Origin of the sequence: Nocardia sp. NPDC058633, assembly GCF_042717045.1 — a bacterium.
GTDB lineage: Bacteria > Actinomycetota > Actinomycetes > Mycobacteriales > Mycobacteriaceae > Nocardia.
In genome coordinates, this window is record NZ_JBHXRA010000005.1 from 82,750 (window position 1) to 100,180 (window position 17,431).

Consider the following 17,431-nt stretch of genomic DNA (forward strand, 5'->3'; position numbering starts at 1 on the left):
CCCGCTTCGATCGCGTCGATGGTCCGCCGGGAATTTCGGGGCGCGCCGGGTGAACCGGACATCGAGGTTGAGCTCAGCAACCTCGACAAGGTGCTGTACCCGCAGACCGGCACCACCAAAGGCGAGGTGATCGCCTACTATTCGGCGATCAGCGAGGCGGCACTGCCCCATCTGGTGGGGCGGCCGGTGACCAGGAAACGGTGGCCGAACGGGGTCGACCACGCCGACTTCTTCGAGAAGAACCTTCCCGAGCACGCGCCCGCGTGGATCCACCGCGCCGCGATCGAACATTCCAGCCGCCGGGTGGCGTACCCGCTGATCGATTCCGAGGCCGGGATGGCCTGGCTCGCACAGCAGGCCGCGCTGGAAATCCATGTGCCGCAGTGGCGTTTCGACGCGGACGCGCGCGGTCCGGCCACCAGGATCGTGTTCGATCTCGACCCTGGAGCGGGCGCGGGGTTGGCCGAATGCGCGCGGGTGGCGCTGGCCGTGCGTGACATGGTCGCCGATATCGGTATGCGGGCTTTCCCGGTGACCAGTGGTAGCAAGGGGATTCACGTCTATGTGCCGCTGGAGCGGCCGGTGAGTTCGCGTGGCGCGTCCACCGTCGCCAAGCAGGTGGCCGCCAATCTCGAAGCGCTGCACCCGGATCTGGTGACGGCGACCATGGCGAAGGTGGCCCGCAAGGGCAAGGTGTTCTTGGACTGGAGCCAGAACAACGCCGCCAAGACCACCATCGCCCCCTACTCGCTGCGCGGTCGCACCGAACCCAACGCTGCCGCCCCGCGCACCTGGGCCGAGATAGAAGACGCGCAAGCGTTGCGCCAGTTGCGTTTCGACGAGGTGCTGGCCCGGTGGAAAGCCGACGGCGATCTGCTGGCCGACCTCGATCCGCCGCTGCCCACCCGCCCCGACTCCCTCGCCAAGTACCGCAGCATGCGCGACCCGCGGCGCACGCCCGAGCCCGTCCCCGAGGTCACGCCCGAACCGGGGCCCGGCGACCGCTTCGTCATCCAGGAGCATCACGCCCGCCGCCTGCACTGGGATGTGCGCCTCGAACACGACGGTGTCCTGGCTTCCTGGGCAGTGCCCAAGGGGCCGCCGACCGAGCCGAAACACAATCGGCTGGCCGTGCGCACCGAGGACCACCCCCTCGAATACCTGCACTTCCACGGCACCATCCCCCAGGGCGAGTACGGTGCGGGACAGATGACGATCTGGGATTCGGGCACCTACGTCACCGAGAAGTGGCGCGCCGACGAGGTGATCGTCGAACTCGACGGGGAGCGGGTGTCCGGCCGCTACGCCTTCATCCAGACCAAGGGCGACCAGTGGCTGATGCATCGGATGCGTGATCAGTCCCGTCGAGAGCCGGTGACGGACAACGGTTTCCCGCGCGGACTGGCACCCATGTTGGCCACCGCGGGTGATGTCGAATCGCTGACACCCGCGGACTGGGCCTTCGAGACCAAGTGGGACGGCTTCCGGGTGATCGTCGAGGTCGACGACGGTACGGTCACTGTCCGCAGCCGCGCGGGCAACACGGTGACCGCGCGGTATCCGCGCTTGGCCGCCCTCGGTGAGGAGTTGGCCGGGCACCGGGTGGTCCTGGATGGTGAAGCGGTGGTGCTCGATGCCGCCGGGCTTTCGGATATCTCTGCACTGCAAGCGGATTCGGCCCGCGCGGTGTTCGTCGCCTTCGACGTGCTCTACCTCGACGGCACCTCCCTGCTGCGCAAGAAATATACCGACCGTCGCGCCGTGCTCGAGGCGTTGGGCAGGCTGTCGCCGTCGATGAATGTCGGTGCGCTGCTGGATGGTTCGGGTGCCGAGGCGATGAAGGCCAGTCGAGAGCAGGGGCAGGAGGGGGTGGTCGCCAAGCGGCTGAGTTCGGTGTACCAGCCGGGCAAACGCAGCCAGACCTGGCTCAAGCAGCGCAATTGGCGTTCCAAGGAGGTGGTGGTCGGCGGGTGGCGGCGCAGCGACAAACGGCCGTTCAAGTCCCTGCTGCTCGGTGTGCCGCACGAGGACGGCCTCGTCTACGTCGGCCGGGTTGGTACCGGATTCGGTGACGAGCAGTCGCGTCGGATCGCCGCCGAACTGGCCGGGTTGCGCCGCGCGACCGCTCCGTTCGTCAACGAGATGACCGCCGACGAACGCCGCGACGCGCAATGGGTCGACCCCGAGCTCACCGGTACTGTCCGTTTCCAGGCGTGGACCGACACCGGACGGCTCTGGCATCCCGTGTGGGACGGTGTGACGAGTTCGCCGCGATGATGCCCACCGCGAAAGCTGCGATGTTGCTACGGTAATCGGGTTGTACCCGGTGTCGAATCAACGAGGAGTACGCGGTGGATTTCAAGAACCTGGCGGGCAAGGCGATGGACATGGCTGCCCAGCATGCGGACAAGGTCGACAGCGTCATCGACAAGGCAGGTGACGTGGTCGACGACAAGACCGGTGGCAAGTTCAGCGGTCAGGTGGATTCCGCGCAGGACGCGGCCAAGAACGCGCTGCGTAATCAGGCCTGAGCTGTTTCGGCGGGCCGACGATCATCGGTCCGCCGAGCTGGCCACGCTGCGTGTTCGCCGTGCTGTCAGTTCCCCGCCATGAGGCCGGAGATCGTCTCGACATCGGTGACCAGCGCATTACCCTGGAACGCGACGTCGTCGTAGGCCCGCGCGATCGCTTCGGCGTCGCGACCGCCGCAGGCGTCAGCGATCACCACGGGAACGAAACCCAGGTCGGTCGAGTGGGTGACGGTGGGCGCGATGCCGATCTCGAGCGCGACACCGGCGATGGCGTAGGAGCCGATCCGCAGATCGCGCAGCAGGGTAGCCAGGGGTGTGCCCTCGAACGCCGACATCGACATCTTGTCGAAGACCAGCTCGTCCTCGCGTGGGACGAGCTCCGGTACCAGCTCGAAGGCGGGCGTATCGCGTTGCAGGACGAAGGCCACGTCGTCGACGGATTCGGCGTTCTGCCAGCTCATCAGCAGCCGCATCCCGTACACGCCGGTCAGTCGCCGCGGCGGGAAGAAGTGCCGCAGGAAGATCACCGGATACCCGCCGCGCCGGGCCGCTTCGACCACTCGCACGACGCGGTCGGTGATCTCCTGACCGTCGGGCAGCTGTCCGAGGACACCCACCTGCATGTCGTAGACGATCAGCGCCATCCGGTCGGGCGCACAGAGATCGCCGAGAGTGTCGGGAATGTCGAGTCCGTTACCTTGTCGCACCGGCGCCAGTATCGCTGAGGCGCGCGGGGATGTCGAGCATCTGAAAAGAGTCGCACCGCCACCGGTGTCGGTGTCGGTGCGACTCGGTCGATCACACTGCGGTGCAGACTATTTCGTGGCCCACTGGGTGGTCCCCGCCGGGGCGGCCAGAGTGCTTATCAGGTCGATGCCCGCGATGAGCAGCGTCGGCCCACCGACAACGAGGGTGCCGATGATCCCGCCGATGGTGGCGCCGGTGATGAGACCGGGAATCGCGCCGACCCCGCCGGCGGGCAAGCCGACCACGAAGCCGATCGCGGCACCGATGGCCATCCCGACGAAGCTGCCGATAGCGGTGGCAAGGCCGAAGGTGGAGGCGAAGTTCGCCTGTGCGGCATAGTTTTCCGCGGGTGAGGCGACCGGGCTGAGGTTGGGCCTGGCCGCCGCGACATCCTTGACCGCGGTCAGCTCGAGCACTCGACTGTCCTCGCGGAGCGCGTGCGGCAGCGGGTACTCGAGATTGCCCTCGCGGACCGAGAGGGGCAGCGAGATCAGGGTCGCGCCTGCCTCGTCGCGGACGTCGACCGCGCCGCCGTTGATCGCGAAGGTGCCGTGGGTGAGGGTGGTGACAACGGTGTTGCCGACGAGTTCGGTGTGGTACTCGACATTCGGCGTCACCGGATCGGCGCCGGCCACTCCGGTCCCCACCAGCGCTGCCGCGAGAGCCGGAATCGCGGCCGCGGCGATTTTGCGGATGATCATATGAACGTTTCCCATCTGGATTCCATCAGGTGTGACGTGCTCGAACAAGCGCCGCGGTAATGGACTTCCCCCGAGAAAGTTCGTGACCGGCGCGTGAAGCTGCCTAGCTCGATTTCCGTGACGAACCATAGCTTGCCGGAGGGTTTCGGGACAGTGAATTCAGGGTATTGCGCCCAGTTCAGAATGTTGATACAAGCCGGCGATCACGACAGCGTGGGAGGCTGTGGGGTCAGCCGATGAGGTTGCTCAACACCACGGCGCCCGCGCAGACCACCACCACGATCGCCAAGGCGACCGCGTCGCGACGGTGCGGTGCGCTGGGGTGCGCGGTCAGCATCCCGGTGCCACCCCGCGCGGTGATCGCCTCGCCGAGCTCGCCCGCACGCCGCGACGACACCGCCATGCACGCGGTGAGGATATCGATGAGCGGATTGTCGGCGGCGCGGTGCAGCAGCTTGTCCTTGGGGCGCAGTTTGCGTGCGGCGCGCAGCACCCGGATCTCGTCGAACAGCAGCGGGAGGCCGCGCAGCGTGAGCGCCACGACCACGGCCCACTCGTCGACCGGCACACGCAGCTTGCGCAGCGGCGCACCGAGTTTCGCGAGTGCGGGGGCGATCTCGCCCATCGGGGTGGTGAAGGCGATCAGGAACGAGGCGGCCACCAACACCAGGCCGAACACGAAGATCTGCGCGTAGCCGAGCACGGCCTTCAGCCCGATCGGCGCGTTGATCAGACCACCGAGCACGACCAGTCCCCAGAACCACAACGGCAGGCGGGGGATCGCGCCGAGCGGTAGCCGCGCGAGCACCCAGATCAGCACCAGGAAGGCCGTGATCAGGCCGAGTACCGGCCACGACGGCAAGAACATGAGCAGCAGGCTCAACAGGAACGCGGCGATCATCTTCGTGCCCGCCCACAGGCGGTGCACGACGCTGTCGACCGGTACTTCACGCAGCAGCACTGTGCTCATGGGATCGTACCTTCCGGTGCGCTGGTGTGTGCCGTCGCGCCTTCGTCGCCGCGGCGGCCCAAGGGCAGACCGGCCACGAAGGGCGACTTCTCGGGAGTGCGTTCGGTTCGGGGGATCGGATGGCCGTCGGCCGAGACCACCATGCCGCCGTCCAGGTGCACCGTGCGGTCGCACACCATCGTCATCTCGGCGACATCGTGGGAGATGATGATCAGGGTCAGCCCCGAATCCCGCAGCCGGGCAAGCAGTTCCACGATCTCGGCGCGACCGCGTGGATCCAGGCCCGCCAGTGGTTCGTCGAGGACGACCACCTGCGGGTGACTGGCCACCATGGCGGCGAGGACCACCCGCTTGGCTTGCCCGCCGCTGAGTTCCTCGACCGAGCGCGCGGCGAGGCGGCGATCCAAGCCCACCGCGTCCAGTGCCTGCCCGACCGCGCCGGAACCGGTCGCCCGCCCACCCCAGTCGGCGATCTCGGCACCGACGGTCTGCTTCTGCAACTGCAGCCGGGAATGCTGGAAGGCCAGCGCGACCCCGCCGACCTGCTTGTCGACCGCGGTGCCGCGCAGTTCACAGCGTCCCGAGCTCGGTGCGATCAGCCCCGCGATGATCCAGGCGAGGGTCGACTTGCCCGACCCGTTGCCGCCGACGATCAGCAGCGCCTCGCCCTTGCGGACCGACAGGTCGACGCCGTGCAGGGCGGGAGCCTCCCACGGGGTGCCGCGGTTGTAGGTGTGGTGCACGTCGGCGAGCTCGAGAACGGGGGCGCCCATCGGCTTGCGGCGCTGATCGCGGGCGGGGTGGGGCCAGCTCGCGAGGTGGTCGACCGCGCGGCCGTTCGCGAGGTGGATCACCCGGTCGGCGGCGATCGCGTCGGCCTCGTGGTGGGTCACCAGGACCACGGCGGTGCCGTGCCTGCGCGGGAGTTCGGCCAGCAGGGCCACGAGTTCGCGGCGGCCGTCGGGATCGATCATGGAGGTGGCTTCGTCGGCGATGAGCAGGGCCGGGCGTCGGGCGAGCGCGGCCGCCACGGCCAGGCGCTGTTGCTGGCCGCCGGACAGGGTGGCGGTCTCGCGGGGGCCCATACCGGCGAGGCCGACCTCGGCCAGGAGCGCGTCGACGTCGACCTCGGTGGCCGACTCCGCCGACAGGCCCCACACGACGTCGTCGGCGACCGAGACGCCGAGGGTTTGACTCTCGGGGCGTTGCAGCACCAGCGCGGTTCCGCCGATCGCGCCCAAGCCCGCCGAGCCCGGACGATCCACCGCACCCGCGGTCGGCGGCCTGCCTGCCAGAACCCTGGTCAAGGTCGACTTGCCGGAACCGTTGTGGCCGACGACCGCGACGAACTCACCCGGCCGGATGGTGAGATCGATGTCGGCGAGCGCGTCCACGTCGGTGCCCTCGTATCGGTAGCCGACCCCGTGCAGCGATACCGGCAGCGGACCGACCGGACGATCATCGAGCGGCGCGTCGAGTCGGTCGCTGCCCGGCAGCCAGGCCAGTCGATCCAGCACCGCGCCGAGGACGAACCACGAGATGACCGTGCTGACCAGCACTCCGAGTGCCACCGTGGCGCCGATGTAGATCCACCACCAGCGCAGCACCACCTCCACGGTGTCGGCGGCCGTCCGGCCGAGCGGCTCCAGCGCGGGCACCCGGCCCGCGAGATTCTCGATGCCCTTGGCGGTGTTGCGGAACGCGGCGAAGAACAGTTCTCTGGTTCGCGAGAAGAGCAGCAGGCTGCCAACGGAGAACAGCCCCCAGCCCGCGCTGGCGACCAGTCCGAGGGCGAGCACCGCGGGGAGACCGCCGCCCCGGCGTTTCACCGTCCCGATGATCCCCGCCAGCGTGGCCGCGCCCATCACGCCGAGTGCGGGCATCACGCCCGCCGCCACGAAAGTGACCAACGTTGCCGCGATCGTGGCGGTGACCAGCGACCGGAACCGATACCGCTGGGCGAGCAGGCCCAGCGGGACCGCGGCGACGAGCTGGAGGGCGGCGGCCATGGGAACCAGTGAGCCGACGGTGATCAGGCCGACGGTGAGACCGGCCATCACCGCGCCGCTTGCCAGTTCGATCGGGCGCAGGGGGCCGCTGGGCAGACCCACGGGCTTGTCTCTCACGTGTCCAGTCTGCCAGGGGGTGTGGATCGGGGGTGTGTGGCTGATGTGTAGGTGTTGGTGGATTCAGTGGTGGACGGTGGGGCTGGGGGTGCGCCGCGGGTGGTCTCGGAGGCGGGGTGTGGGCTCGTGGCGGGATCGGGGCGTGCGATGGAACACGGTCGGATTCAGGCGGGCTATCGCTACGCCGGTCAGGCACAGGGCACCGCCGACAAGAGCGGTGGGGGTGGGTACCTCGGCGAGGAAGATCCAGGACATGGCGATGGCCAGGGCGGGCACGGCGTAGCTCGACGAGGCTGTGACACCGGCGGGGGTGTGGGACAGGGCGTAGGCCCACAGCAGGAATGCCAGTCCGGTCGGCACCAGGCCCAGATAGACGACGCCGACGGTGGCCGACAGGGGCGCCTCGGCGAGTTCGTGTGCCATTCGCGGCGCCCACGGCAGCAGGACGACTGCCCCGGCGATCGCGCCCAGCGCTGTCGTTGTCACCGGGTCGGTCGTTCGCAGGACGAGTTTCTGTGCCACCACGCTGACCCCGTAGAGCAGGGCGGCGGCCACCGCGAGCAGTACACCGACACGGTCGCGGTGACCCGGTCCGGTGAACGCGATGACGGCCGCGCCGCTGAAGCTGACAGCGATTCCCACGACGAGCAGCGGTGGGAACCCCTCGTTCAGGAACAGTCCGGCCATTACCGCGACCACGATGGGGGCGATGTTCACCAGCAGCGCCGTTGTCCCCGCGTCGAGATGATGCTCGGCGGCGTTCACGAGCACGGTGTACAGCCCGAACCACAGTGCGCCGTACGCCAGGGTCAGCCACAGCGCCAGGCCGCGTGGCATCCGCCCACCGCGGAGAGCGAGCACCACCCCCAGCACGATCGCGCCGACGAGTATTCGCCCCGACGCCATCGCCGCGGGCGAGACGTAGGGCGCGATGCCGCGGATGATCACGAACGACGATGCCCAGGCCAGCATCACGGCGACCAGGGCGAGAGCGGGAAGGCGCGACTTCATACCTCAACGGTGGCCCGGGAAAGAGGTAAGCACAAGCGGTTATTTGCCGTCTAATATTCAGTAATACTGAATTGAGGAGTTCGCATGATCGACACGCACCGCTTGATGATCTTCCGCTCCGTGGTCGCGACCGGCTCGGTGGCCGCGGCGGCGGCGACCCTCGGCTACTCACCGTCGGCGATCTCCCAGCACCTCGCCGCGCTCCAACGCGAAACCGGCTTGCAGCTGCTCGAGCGGGTGGGCCGCGGGGTGGAGCCGACTCCGGCGGGGCGGGTGATCGCGGGCGAGGCGGCCAAGGTGCTCGACGAACTGACCGCGCTCGGGTCGACGGTGTCGGACCTGCGGGCGGGCAAGGCGGGCCGGATCACCATCAACACGTTCAGCTCGGCGGGTACCAACTGGATGCCCGACGTGGTGGCCACGCTCACCCACGAATTCCCCGACACCCGAGTTCGGCTCCGGATCGTCGACGAGTTGGCCGAGGTGTCGGTCAACCGACCCGACATCGCGCTCACGGTGCGACTCGACAAACCCACCCAGGTCGCCGGCTATACCCACCACGACCTGATGACCGAGCCCTACGTCGCGGTGGTGCCTGCCGGTCACGAACTCGCGGGGCGCGCCACGGTGGACGTGGCCGAGCTGGAGCGCTATCGGTGGATCGACAGCGACATCAGTCGCGGGCCTTGCCGGCAGGCGATGCTGAACGCTTGCGTGGCAGCGGGTTTCACGCCACGGTTCGAGGTGGAAACCACCGACTATCCCTCGGCGTTGCGCTTCGTGGCTCGCGGGATCGGCATCACGGTGATCCCTCGCCTCGGCGCCACCGAGTTGCCGCCCGGCGCCTGCGCGCTGGAACTCACCAATCCGACGCCACGGCGCACCGTCTGCGCGCACATCAAGGACTCCGAGTCCTACAATCCAGTCGTCGTCCGAACGATGGAGTTGCTCGATGAACTGGCTGCTCGACCGCACGGCGGCCTCGTGACAACGTCGGCCGACAGGAGCGACTCCCCGCCGCGCCGCGCGGCCGAGGGCACACGGTCGAGCTCCCGGGCGACGCGCTGAGATCGCGGAAAGGTGAAACAGTGCCCGATATGGATCGCCGCGAGCGATATCGGTGCGCTGTTCTCGGGCCGTTGCGGGTGTGGGGTCCCGACGGCGGCGAGGTGACGCCCAGCGGGGTGTTGCCTCGGCGGTTGCTCTCGCTGTTGGTGTTGCGGCGTGGGGCGGTGGTGTCGGTGGACGCGGCGATCGAGTTGCTGTGGCCCGAAGACGGGCCGAACAATCCTGCGGCGGCGCTGCACAGTCATCTGTCGCGACTGCGTCGGGTGATGCCGGCGGCGATCGAGTCGGCGGGCAACGGGTACCGGCTGGATCCGGAACGGATCGTCGTCGACGCCGACGAGTTGGGGGAGATTCTCGACGGGGGCGGGTCGCCCGTGGCGATCCTGCGGCGCTGGGTCGGACCGGCGTATCCGGAACTCGACATGGTGGACGAGGCGCGGGCGGAATCGGCACGGCTGGAAGAACTTCGGGTCAGGGCGGGGCTGGCCGAGGCGGCTCAGCGGCTCGCCGACGGTCGGACCGACGGGTTGGCCGCCCAGTTGCGCGCGGTGGTCGACGAATATCCGTTGCGAGAGCACCCGCGCGCATTGCTGATCGAGGCGTTGGTCGCGACGGGCCGCACGGCCGACGCGCTCCGCGTCTACGACGAGTTCCGCAGGCTTCTCGCCGACGAACTCGGCACCGACCCCTCGGAACCACTCCAGCAGCGCTACCAGCAGTTGCTCACCGGCGACCGGGACACCCAAGCGGCCCAGCGACTTCCGATGTCGGTGACCTCCTTGGTCGGGCGCAACGACCTGCTCGCCGAAATCGAGGTCCTGCTCACCGACGCCCGCCTGGTGACCCTCGTCGGTCCCGGCGGGGTCGGCAAGACCCGGATGATGCTCGAACTCGGACGTCGGCACACCGAAACCTCGGTGGTCTGGTGTGAACTGGCCGGGACCGATGCCGACGGGGCGGTCGGAGCGGTCGCGGCCGCACTCGCCATCGACGTACGCCCCGCGATCCCACTCGACGAGCGCATCGCAGGCGTCATCGGCAGCACGGAAACGCTGGTGCTCCTGGACAATTGCGAGCACGTCGTCGAACCGATCGCCGCCCTCGTCGACCTGCTGCTGAGCCGCTGCCCACGGCTGCGGGTCGCCGCTACCAGCCGCGAACGCCTGCGCGTAGCCGGCGAACAAGTGCGCCGCGTGCCCCCGCTCCGCGTCGGCGGCGACAGGTCCCCCGCGGTCGAACTCTTCCTCGAGCGCGCCGCATCGGTGACCGGCGAACTCGCACCCGACCCCGCTGCTGTCGACCAGATCCGCGCGATCGTCTCCCGGCTGGACGGACTGCCGCTCGCCATCGAACTGGCCGCGGCACGGATGTATTCGCACGAAGTGGACGAGATCGCGGCAGGACTGGACCGTCAATTCGACTTCCTGTCGGCCGGTTATCGCACCGCGACCCGACACGGTTCGCTCGCCGCTGCCGTGGCGTGGTCGGTGGATCTGCTCGACCCGCCGCTGCGGGAAGCCTTTACGAGCCTGTCGGTATTCTCCGGGCCCTTCGATGTCGCCGCCGCGGCCGCGGTCTGCGGCACCGCACCGGGTCCGACCGCCGACCGCCTGACCGAACTCACCGAACGATCGCTGGTCTCGCGCGCGCCCGGCCGCCGCTACGTTCTGCTCGAAACTCTGCGCACTTTCGGCCGCACCGAACGTGCGACCGCCGATGATCACGCTGGTGCCCGCCACGCCCACTACTTCGTCGACTGGGCCGAGCGCACCGCCCACGAACTCGCCCGTTCGGCCACCGTCATCTCCCGGATCGACGACACGATCATCGAACTCCAGCGCGCCCTGCACTGGCTACTCGACCACGGCGACACCGCGAACGCCGCCCGTCTCGTCGCCGCCCTGATGGACTACGGCCTGCTCCGACTTCGTCCCGATGTCCTCGGCTGGGCCGAACTCGTGATGGCGGCCGATCCCGACGCCACCGGCCGCCTCGCCGCCGAGATCTCGGCGGCGGCCTCGTACGCGCTTTGGATGGCGGGCGATCTGGCGGGCGCCTATGACCGGGCCGGTCACGCGCTCACCGTCTGCGACGATCCGCCCTACAACGCCTACGGCGCCTATGGCGTCTGTGACCTGTTCGCGGGCCGCTTCGACGAATCCGCCGACTGGTATCGCCGCGCCGGGGTCATCCCGGATCGGCCCTCGCCGAACATGGATATGGCGACCTGGATCATGCTGCTCGGCTACGCGGGCGATCCGACAGCGCAACGACGCTCGGCCGAGTTGGTCGCCGAAATCGGCTCCGTCACTTCCCCTTACGCGGCGTACGTGCTCTATTGCGCGGGCGAAGCCGTTTTGGGCATCGACCAGGACCGGGCGCGTGAACTGCTCGACCGGGCACTGCGGATGGCCGAAACCACCGGCACCACCTTCGTGACCGGTGTCGCCGGGGCCTCGCGCGCCTCCCTGGATGTGCGTTCGGGCCGGACGGCCGAGGCCGCGGCGGCCTATCCCGCGCTGATCCGCGGCTGGCAACGCGCCGGAATGTGGTCCACCCAGTGGGTGATGCTGCGTTCGATCGCGCTGCTGTTCGACCAGCTGGGCCGGGCGGAACAGGCGGCGGTCCTGGACGGCGCCATCCGCGCCGCCACCGCCGATCAGCTCCTCGGGTCCGATCGCGAGGTTCTCGACCAGTTGTCGCACCGCGTGCGAACAACTTTGGGCGCCGACGCCTTCGATCGCGCACGGCGCCGCGGCGCCGCCCTCGACAACGACGAGCTCCTCGACTACACCCTCACCGCCCTCGGCCCGCAGGCGTGAATCAGCCTGCGGGCCCACGGTGTCACCAGCGCGGCTGCTCACCCAGAATGCCGAGCACCGCCTTGCCGACCATCTCATGGGTCAGCGCGTCGTTGCCGGGATGGAAACCGCCGCACCGCACATCGCGGTAGAGGCGCTCGAGCTCGTTGCCGGAGAGCATCGCCGCCCCGCCCACCACATCGAGTGCGGTATCGACCACCCGCTTGGCGGCTTCCACGGCCCGCCATTTCATCGAGTACACCTTCGGCGCCCAGTCGGCCCCGTGATCGGCACCGGTCACCCAGTCCGTGGTGAACTTGGTCAGCACCGCGTCGGCGGCGTCGAGCTCCAGATACATCGACGCGATCTGGTGCTGCACGAACGGGTTGTAGGCGTACGCGCCACGTTCGATCGCCATCGACTTCTTGCGCCGTGCGTTCTCGGCCGCCAATTCCAGTGCCCGGTCGCCGATTCCGAGGTAGACCGCCCCGATCAGCGACAGCGGCCACATCGTCATCCCCATCAGGAACGGATGCTCGGCATCACCGGCAGGCATCACGCAGCCGATTCGGACGTCGGGCACGAAGACGTCGGTGAGCTGGGTGTCGTGACTCTGGGTCGGACGCATGCCGAGCGTGTCCCAGTTCTCGACCACCGTCGCACCCTCGGATCCGCGCTTCACGAAGGCGTGCACCACCTTCGGGCCGCCCTCGGCGTCGGCGTCGAGAGCGTGCGCGCCCAACCACTTCCACGCGGGCCCGTTGGACCCGAACTGCTTGCGTCCGGTGAGCCGGTACCCGCCGTCGACGCGATCGGCCCGGCAGGTCGACAGCAGTACCGGGATGTCGTTGCCCGGCTCGGCATGGCCTGCCGCGAAGACCTCGCCCGCCAGCGCCTCGTCGTAGATCCAGTCGAGCGAATCGTCACCGGCCCGCGCCATTTCGTTGGCGATGCCGATCCAGTACGAATGCATCGACATCGCCAGCGCGGTGGCGGGGGCGTAGGCGGCCAGGCGGCGCTGACTCGCGGCGAGCTGGGCCAGGTCGAGACCCCAGCCGCCACGCTCGGCGGGAACCGCCGCGGCGAGGTAGCCGATGCCGCGCAGCTCGGCGAGGTCGTCGGCGAAGTAGGTGTTGTCACGGTCGTGGACGGCCGCGCGAGACCGGAACCGTCGCAGCATGTCGGTCGGGATGGCGCGGGATTCGATGAGCGTCTGAGTCATGGGAGCCACTGTTCGGTGGTGTGCTGTCACGCGGCTGTCGTGCGCTGTCACAGACCTCGCGGCGCCTGACAGCCCGCTGACAGGGCGTTCTCGCACGCTGAACCCATGATCGCAATCGAAGAACTGGGCACGATCCTGTCGATCTGGGCCCATCCCGACGACGAAACCTACCTGGCCGCCGGAATCATGGCGGCCGCGCGCGACAACGGTCAACGAGTGGTGTGCGCCACCGCGTCGGCCGGCGAGATGGGCACCGAGGACTCGGTGAACTGGCCACCGCAGCGCCTCGGCCGGGTCCGCCGCTGGGAAGCCGCTGCCGCGATGGCGGTTCTCGGCGTCACCGAACACCGCGTCGACGACTTCCCCGACGGCGAGTTCGCGCTGCACGATCTGGCTGGAAATGCCTGGGCCGCAGACCTTCTCGCCGAAGTCCGGCCTGACACCGTTCTCACGTTCGGCCCGGAGGGCATGACCTTCCATCTCGACCACATCGCCGTCCACCGCTGGGTGACCCGCGCCTGGCAATCCGCGGGGCGCCCCGGCCGGCTGCTGTACGCGGTGCCGTCCGCCGAGAAACTCGCACGCTTCATGCCGCTCTACGAGGAGTGGAACATGTACATGAGCCCGCTTCGCCCGGTCGGCGTGCCCCGGGACGAGATCCCGCTGAACCACACGCTGAGCGGCGCCGCGCTCGATCGCAAGATCGCCGCCCTGCGGGCGATGTCCACCCAGACCGGCGCGCTCACCGCCGCGGTCGACGAAGCGTTGCTGCACGAGTTGGTCGCCGAGGAGACCTTCGTCATCGCCGCCGACGTGCGTGAACCCGTGGCGGTGGCCCATGGTCGCTGACCTCGCCCGTGCGCGCACTCTCGGCATTCTCGCCGTGAAACTGCTCGATCACGGCACCCCGGACGATTTCGCCGCCGTCTTCCACCCCCTCGCGCTCAACCACGCAGGCCCCTACGTGCCACCGGATTGCCGGGCGCGCGGACCGTCGGCGATCCACGCCACCTCCGTGTGGCTGCGCGCGAGCTTCACCGCTCTCGACTGGGTGATCCACCGCCTCGTCGCCGATGAGCACGGGGTCGCCGTGCACGCCGCGATGAGCGGAACCCATTCCCACGACCTGGTCCTCTACGGCGCCGACGGCCGACCGCGCCAGACCGTTCCCGCCAGCGGTGCGACCTTCACCGTGCTGCACACCTACTGGTTCCGACTCGCCGACGGCCTGATCATCGAACGAACGGTCGACCGCGGCGAACTCGGATCCGCCCCCGAGGATCCGCCTGTGCGGCGCGGCAGGGTGCGTCTCGGTGCCCGATAGAACCGCGCCCGAGACCGCCGCCGCTCAGGCGGGCGGGGGCTCGGCCAGCCAGCCGCCCATCGCCACGGTGCGGAAATGGGTTGTGAGCCCGAAGTTCTCGTCGATCACATGCAGGGCGATGGCGGGGTCGGGGGCGTAGTCCATGACGCGGTGGGGTGGCGTCACCTCCCATTCGCCGCCGAGAACCGAGGCGGTGCTGGGGCCGGTGATCATCGGCTTGCCCGCGAAGGTCGTGGCGATGGGGGAGTGAGCGTGGCCGGTGAGGATGCCGACGATGCGCGGGTCGCCCGCGACGACGGCGGCCAGCCTGCCGGGGTCGGCCAGGGCGATGACGTCGACGACGGGACTGAAGACTCGTTTCGGGGGGTGGTGCAGCGCAACGAGAATCGGCCCGTGGGCCGGCGCGTCGGCCAGCGTCGCGCGCAGCCAGTCGAAGGTGTCCTCGCCCAGCAGTCCGGCCGGTTCACCGGGGATGCTCGAGTCGAGCATGACGACGGTGAGCGCGCCGACGCGGTGGACACTGTTGATGGGGGTGGTCGAGGCGGGCTCGCCCAGCAGCGTGGTGCGAAAGTTGGCGCGGTCGTCGTGATTGCCGGGCAGCAGGTACACGGGGATGTCGGCTTGCAGGGCCAGGCGTGCTTGCGCGTACTGCTCCGGCTTGCCGGAATCGGTGATATCGCCGGTCACGAGGATGACGTCGGGCCTGCGTGGCAGTTCCGCCAGATAGCCCATCACCGCCTCCACCCGTTCGGTGTTGCGCGCGCTGAGGTCGAAGTGGGTATCGCTGAGCTGAGCCGCCAGGATCATCGGCAGTCGCTTTCTTCTCTGGGATCGCTCCGTTGCGTCAGAGTGTGCCGGTATCGCTCATCGGCACCTCTCCAGGCTAGATGACCTGCGTTTATTCGTCTTCATGAGCCGTACCACGGGCCGAAACCCACGAAGTGGTCTGTGTCACCACTCACCCCTCGGATGTGGCGATTCCGGTGCGGTCGGCGAGCAGTTGTAGTACTCGCAGGAAGGCGTCGCGATCGGCGGCGGGGAGGTCGGCCAGTAGCCGCTTCTCCTGCTCCTGGATCTCGTGCTGAGCTCGGTCGCGCAGGCTCGCGCCGTCGGCGGTGAGCCGGATCAGGTTCACGCGTCGATCGGCCGGGTCGGGCTCGCGCAGAATCAGCCCGCGCTGCTGGAGGTCGTCGAGAACGGGGATGATCCGGGTCTTGTCCGCCCGGATCGCCTTGGCGAGCGCGGATTGGGTGTGCACCGGCTGCTCGTCGAGTCCGAGCAGTACCGCGTAGGCCCACATGGTGAGCCCGTGCCGGTCGAGGACGGGCCGTTCGGCCTCGGTCAGCGCGCGGCCGAGGGGGACGAGCATGGCCGCGAGATCCGGGCGGGTCGCTTTCGGCATGGTCGGAATCTACCGCCGGGCAGCTCGGTCGATCACCCTTGGCAGATTATAAGCACGAGCGTATGGTCTGCGTATGCATACTATTTTGAAAACCGATCGACTACTTCTCGCCCGGCACGAGCGTGCGGTGCGGCTGAGTGTCGACGCGGTCGAGGCGGCGTCCCGCGCACCACTGAACCTCGAAACCCCCTGTGCAGGTTGGGATCTGCGCGATCTGCTCGAGCACATGAGCACCCAGAATCGCGGTTTCGCCGCAGCCGCTCGCGGTGCGAACGACCCAGAAGTGTGGGTGGTGCACCGTTCCGTGGATCCAGTCGGCGACTATCTACGGTCCGCCCACGAAGTCGTCGAAGCCTTCGCCACGTCCGAGGCCCGCACCCTGGTGCTCCCCGAAATCCCGCCGGGTCACTTTCCTGCCGCGATCGCCGTCGGCTTCCACCTCATCGACAGCGTCGTGCACGCCTGGGACGTCGCGAGATCGGTCGGCCACGTCATCGACTTGGATTCCGACCTGGCTCCCACCGTCCTGCGCATCGCCGAAGCGGTCCCCACCGGCACTGCTCGCCATCGCCCCGGTGCCGCTTTCGGTCCCGCGCTCGAGGTCGCGGACACCACGGCGACCCTGGACCACATCCTGCGACTTCTCGGTCGCTCACCCGAGTGGCTACCGAGCGCGTAAGACGTGCTCAGGCCGACATCAGCTGGGCGGCGGTGTGGAGAAGTCGCGCACTCTCGTCCGGGTCGCTGGTGAACGGCTCCCAGAAATCGGGTCCCGGGGTGGCCTCGAGGTCGAGGACCGGTGGGGTCAGCCAGGCGGCGTCGAGACCGAGCCGCCAGGAGTGCAGGTGGGTGCGGGCAAACGCGGCGGTGCGGTCGAACAGCGGGTCGCCCAGGATCGGATGGCCGATCCAGGCCAGCTGCACGCGAATCTGATGGCGACGCCCGGTCACCGGGCGCAGGGCGAGCAGCGCCTGATCGCCGTGCCGGGCGACGGTACTGAACAAGGTCCGCGACGGATAGTTCTTCACCGGCAGCAGATCCGCCTCGTCGACGAACCAGCGATCGCCCTCGCGCGTGATCGCCTCCCGCGGCGCCGCGATGCGCACCCGGTTCTTGCGCCCCACACTCAACGGCAGATCGATCTCGCCGTGATCGGGCAGGTCGGCGCCCGACACGATCGCCAGATACGCCTTACGCGCGGTCTGATTGTTGAACTGCCTGGTCAACGGCCCGTGCGCGGCCAGATCGAGAGCCAGCAGCACCAGCCCCGAGGTCACCTTGTCGATCCGGTGCACCGGATACAGCTGCGTGCCCGCCGCCTGCGCCAACTCCACCAGGTCGGTGTCGTGGCGCTCGCCGGTCACCGAGATCCCCGACGGCTTGTTCAACGCCAGTACCGCGGCATCGGCGAACACGGTGTAGTCCTCGCGCACGCTGCGCCAATCCAAATCCACTACGACACCCTAGGCAACGGGCCGCCCGCTGCGCTCGACGGCTGGTCAGCGGCCCGACTCGGCGCACCCTCGCA

At 68.9% G+C, this 17,431-nt stretch carries 16 protein-coding genes; 7 read left to right on the forward strand and 9 right to left on the reverse strand.

What is annotated here, in order from left to right:
* Positions 1-18: 18 nt before the first annotated feature.
* Entirely contained in the window at positions 19-2,277 is a 2,259-nt protein-coding gene (locus ACFWUR_RS07950; protein ID WP_378903690.1) for an ATP-dependent DNA ligase, read from the forward strand.
* A 74-nt stretch (positions 2,278-2,351) separates the two neighbouring features.
* On the forward strand, positions 2,352-2,531 hold the full coding sequence (locus ACFWUR_RS07955; protein WP_378903693.1) for an antitoxin: 180 nt from the start codon (positions 2,352-2,354) through the stop codon (positions 2,529-2,531).
* Between the two features lie 65 nt (positions 2,532-2,596).
* On the opposite strand, the gene ACFWUR_RS07960 is transcribed toward ACFWUR_RS07955, so the two are convergent.
* The 5 genes from ACFWUR_RS07960 to ACFWUR_RS07980 form a co-directional block, all read right to left on the reverse strand.
* A complete protein-coding gene (locus ACFWUR_RS07960; RefSeq protein ID WP_378903696.1) occupies positions 2,597-3,238 on the reverse strand; it encodes a cysteine hydrolase family protein in 642 nt (213 codons plus the stop codon).
* Between the two features lie 108 nt (positions 3,239-3,346).
* Entirely contained in the window at positions 3,347-3,994 is a 648-nt protein-coding gene (locus ACFWUR_RS07965; RefSeq protein ID WP_378903699.1) for an ammonium transporter, read from the reverse strand.
* Positions 3,995-4,208: 214 nt separating this feature from the next.
* A complete protein-coding gene (locus ACFWUR_RS07970) occupies positions 4,209-4,949 on the reverse strand; it encodes an energy-coupling factor transporter transmembrane component T family protein (protein ID WP_378903702.1) in 741 nt (246 codons plus the stop codon).
* The gene (locus ACFWUR_RS07975) at positions 4,946-7,075 is read right to left on the reverse strand and encodes an ATP-binding cassette domain-containing protein (RefSeq protein ID WP_378903705.1); all 2,130 of its coding nucleotides are present in this window, start codon (positions 7,073-7,075) and stop codon (positions 4,946-4,948) included. The genes ACFWUR_RS07970 and ACFWUR_RS07975 overlap by 4 nt, the downstream gene beginning before the upstream one ends.
* A gap of 63 nt (positions 7,076-7,138) precedes the next feature.
* Positions 7,139-8,086 carry a DMT family transporter gene (locus tag ACFWUR_RS07980; RefSeq protein ID WP_378903708.1) on the reverse strand — a complete coding sequence of 316 codons (948 nt, stop codon included), beginning with the start codon at positions 8,084-8,086 and terminating at the stop codon, positions 7,139-7,141.
* An 84-nt stretch (positions 8,087-8,170) separates the two neighbouring features.
* Here ACFWUR_RS07980 and ACFWUR_RS07985 point away from each other — a divergent pair, with 84 nt between their 5' ends.
* Together ACFWUR_RS07985 and ACFWUR_RS07990 are read left to right on the forward strand one after the other, a co-directional pair.
* Positions 8,171-9,154, forward strand: coding sequence for a LysR family transcriptional regulator (locus ACFWUR_RS07985; RefSeq protein ID WP_378903711.1), 984 nt, complete (start codon positions 8,171-8,173; stop codon positions 9,152-9,154).
* A 29-nt stretch (positions 9,155-9,183) separates the two neighbouring features.
* Positions 9,184-11,976: an ATP-binding protein gene (locus tag ACFWUR_RS07990; protein ID WP_378904179.1), complete on the forward strand. Its 2,793-nt coding sequence runs from the start codon at positions 9,184-9,186 to the stop codon at positions 11,974-11,976.
* Positions 11,977-11,998: 22 nt separating this feature from the next.
* Here the strand turns inward: ACFWUR_RS07990 and ACFWUR_RS07995 are convergent, their stop codons facing one another.
* Positions 11,999-13,177 (reverse strand): acyl-CoA dehydrogenase family protein, encoded by a 1,179-nt coding sequence (locus ACFWUR_RS07995; protein WP_378903714.1) that lies wholly within the window; start codon positions 13,175-13,177, stop codon positions 11,999-12,001.
* 105 nt (positions 13,178-13,282) lie between these two features.
* Between ACFWUR_RS07995 and ACFWUR_RS08000 the strand changes: the two genes are divergently transcribed.
* Complete coding sequence (locus tag ACFWUR_RS08000; protein ID WP_378903717.1) at positions 13,283-14,026, forward strand: PIG-L deacetylase family protein; 744 nt, start codon at positions 13,283-13,285, stop codon at positions 14,024-14,026.
* A complete protein-coding gene (locus ACFWUR_RS08005) occupies positions 14,016-14,501 on the forward strand; it encodes a nuclear transport factor 2 family protein (protein ID WP_378903720.1) in 486 nt (161 codons plus the stop codon). The genes ACFWUR_RS08000 and ACFWUR_RS08005 overlap by 11 nt, the downstream gene beginning before the upstream one ends.
* A 24-nt stretch (positions 14,502-14,525) precedes the next feature.
* On the opposite strand, the gene ACFWUR_RS08010 is transcribed toward ACFWUR_RS08005, so the two are convergent.
* Both ACFWUR_RS08010 and ACFWUR_RS08015 read right to left on the reverse strand, forming a co-directional pair.
* Complete coding sequence (locus ACFWUR_RS08010) at positions 14,526-15,308, reverse strand: metallophosphoesterase (RefSeq protein ID WP_378903723.1); 783 nt, start codon at positions 15,306-15,308, stop codon at positions 14,526-14,528.
* A gap of 151 nt (positions 15,309-15,459) precedes the next feature.
* Positions 15,460-15,903, reverse strand: a complete 444-nt coding sequence (locus ACFWUR_RS08015) for a MarR family winged helix-turn-helix transcriptional regulator (protein ID WP_378903726.1) — start codon at positions 15,901-15,903, stop codon at positions 15,460-15,462.
* 73 nt (positions 15,904-15,976) lie between these two features.
* Between ACFWUR_RS08015 and ACFWUR_RS08020 the strand changes: the two genes are divergently transcribed.
* Positions 15,977-16,582 carry a TIGR03086 family metal-binding protein gene (locus ACFWUR_RS08020; protein WP_378903729.1) on the forward strand — a complete coding sequence of 202 codons (606 nt, stop codon included), beginning with the start codon at positions 15,977-15,979 and terminating at the stop codon, positions 16,580-16,582.
* Between the two features lie 7 nt (positions 16,583-16,589).
* On the opposite strand, the gene ACFWUR_RS08025 is transcribed toward ACFWUR_RS08020, so the two are convergent.
* Positions 16,590-17,357, reverse strand: coding sequence for a pseudouridine synthase family protein (locus ACFWUR_RS08025; RefSeq protein ID WP_378903732.1), 768 nt, complete (start codon positions 17,355-17,357; stop codon positions 16,590-16,592).
* Positions 17,358-17,431 lie beyond the last annotated feature (74 nt).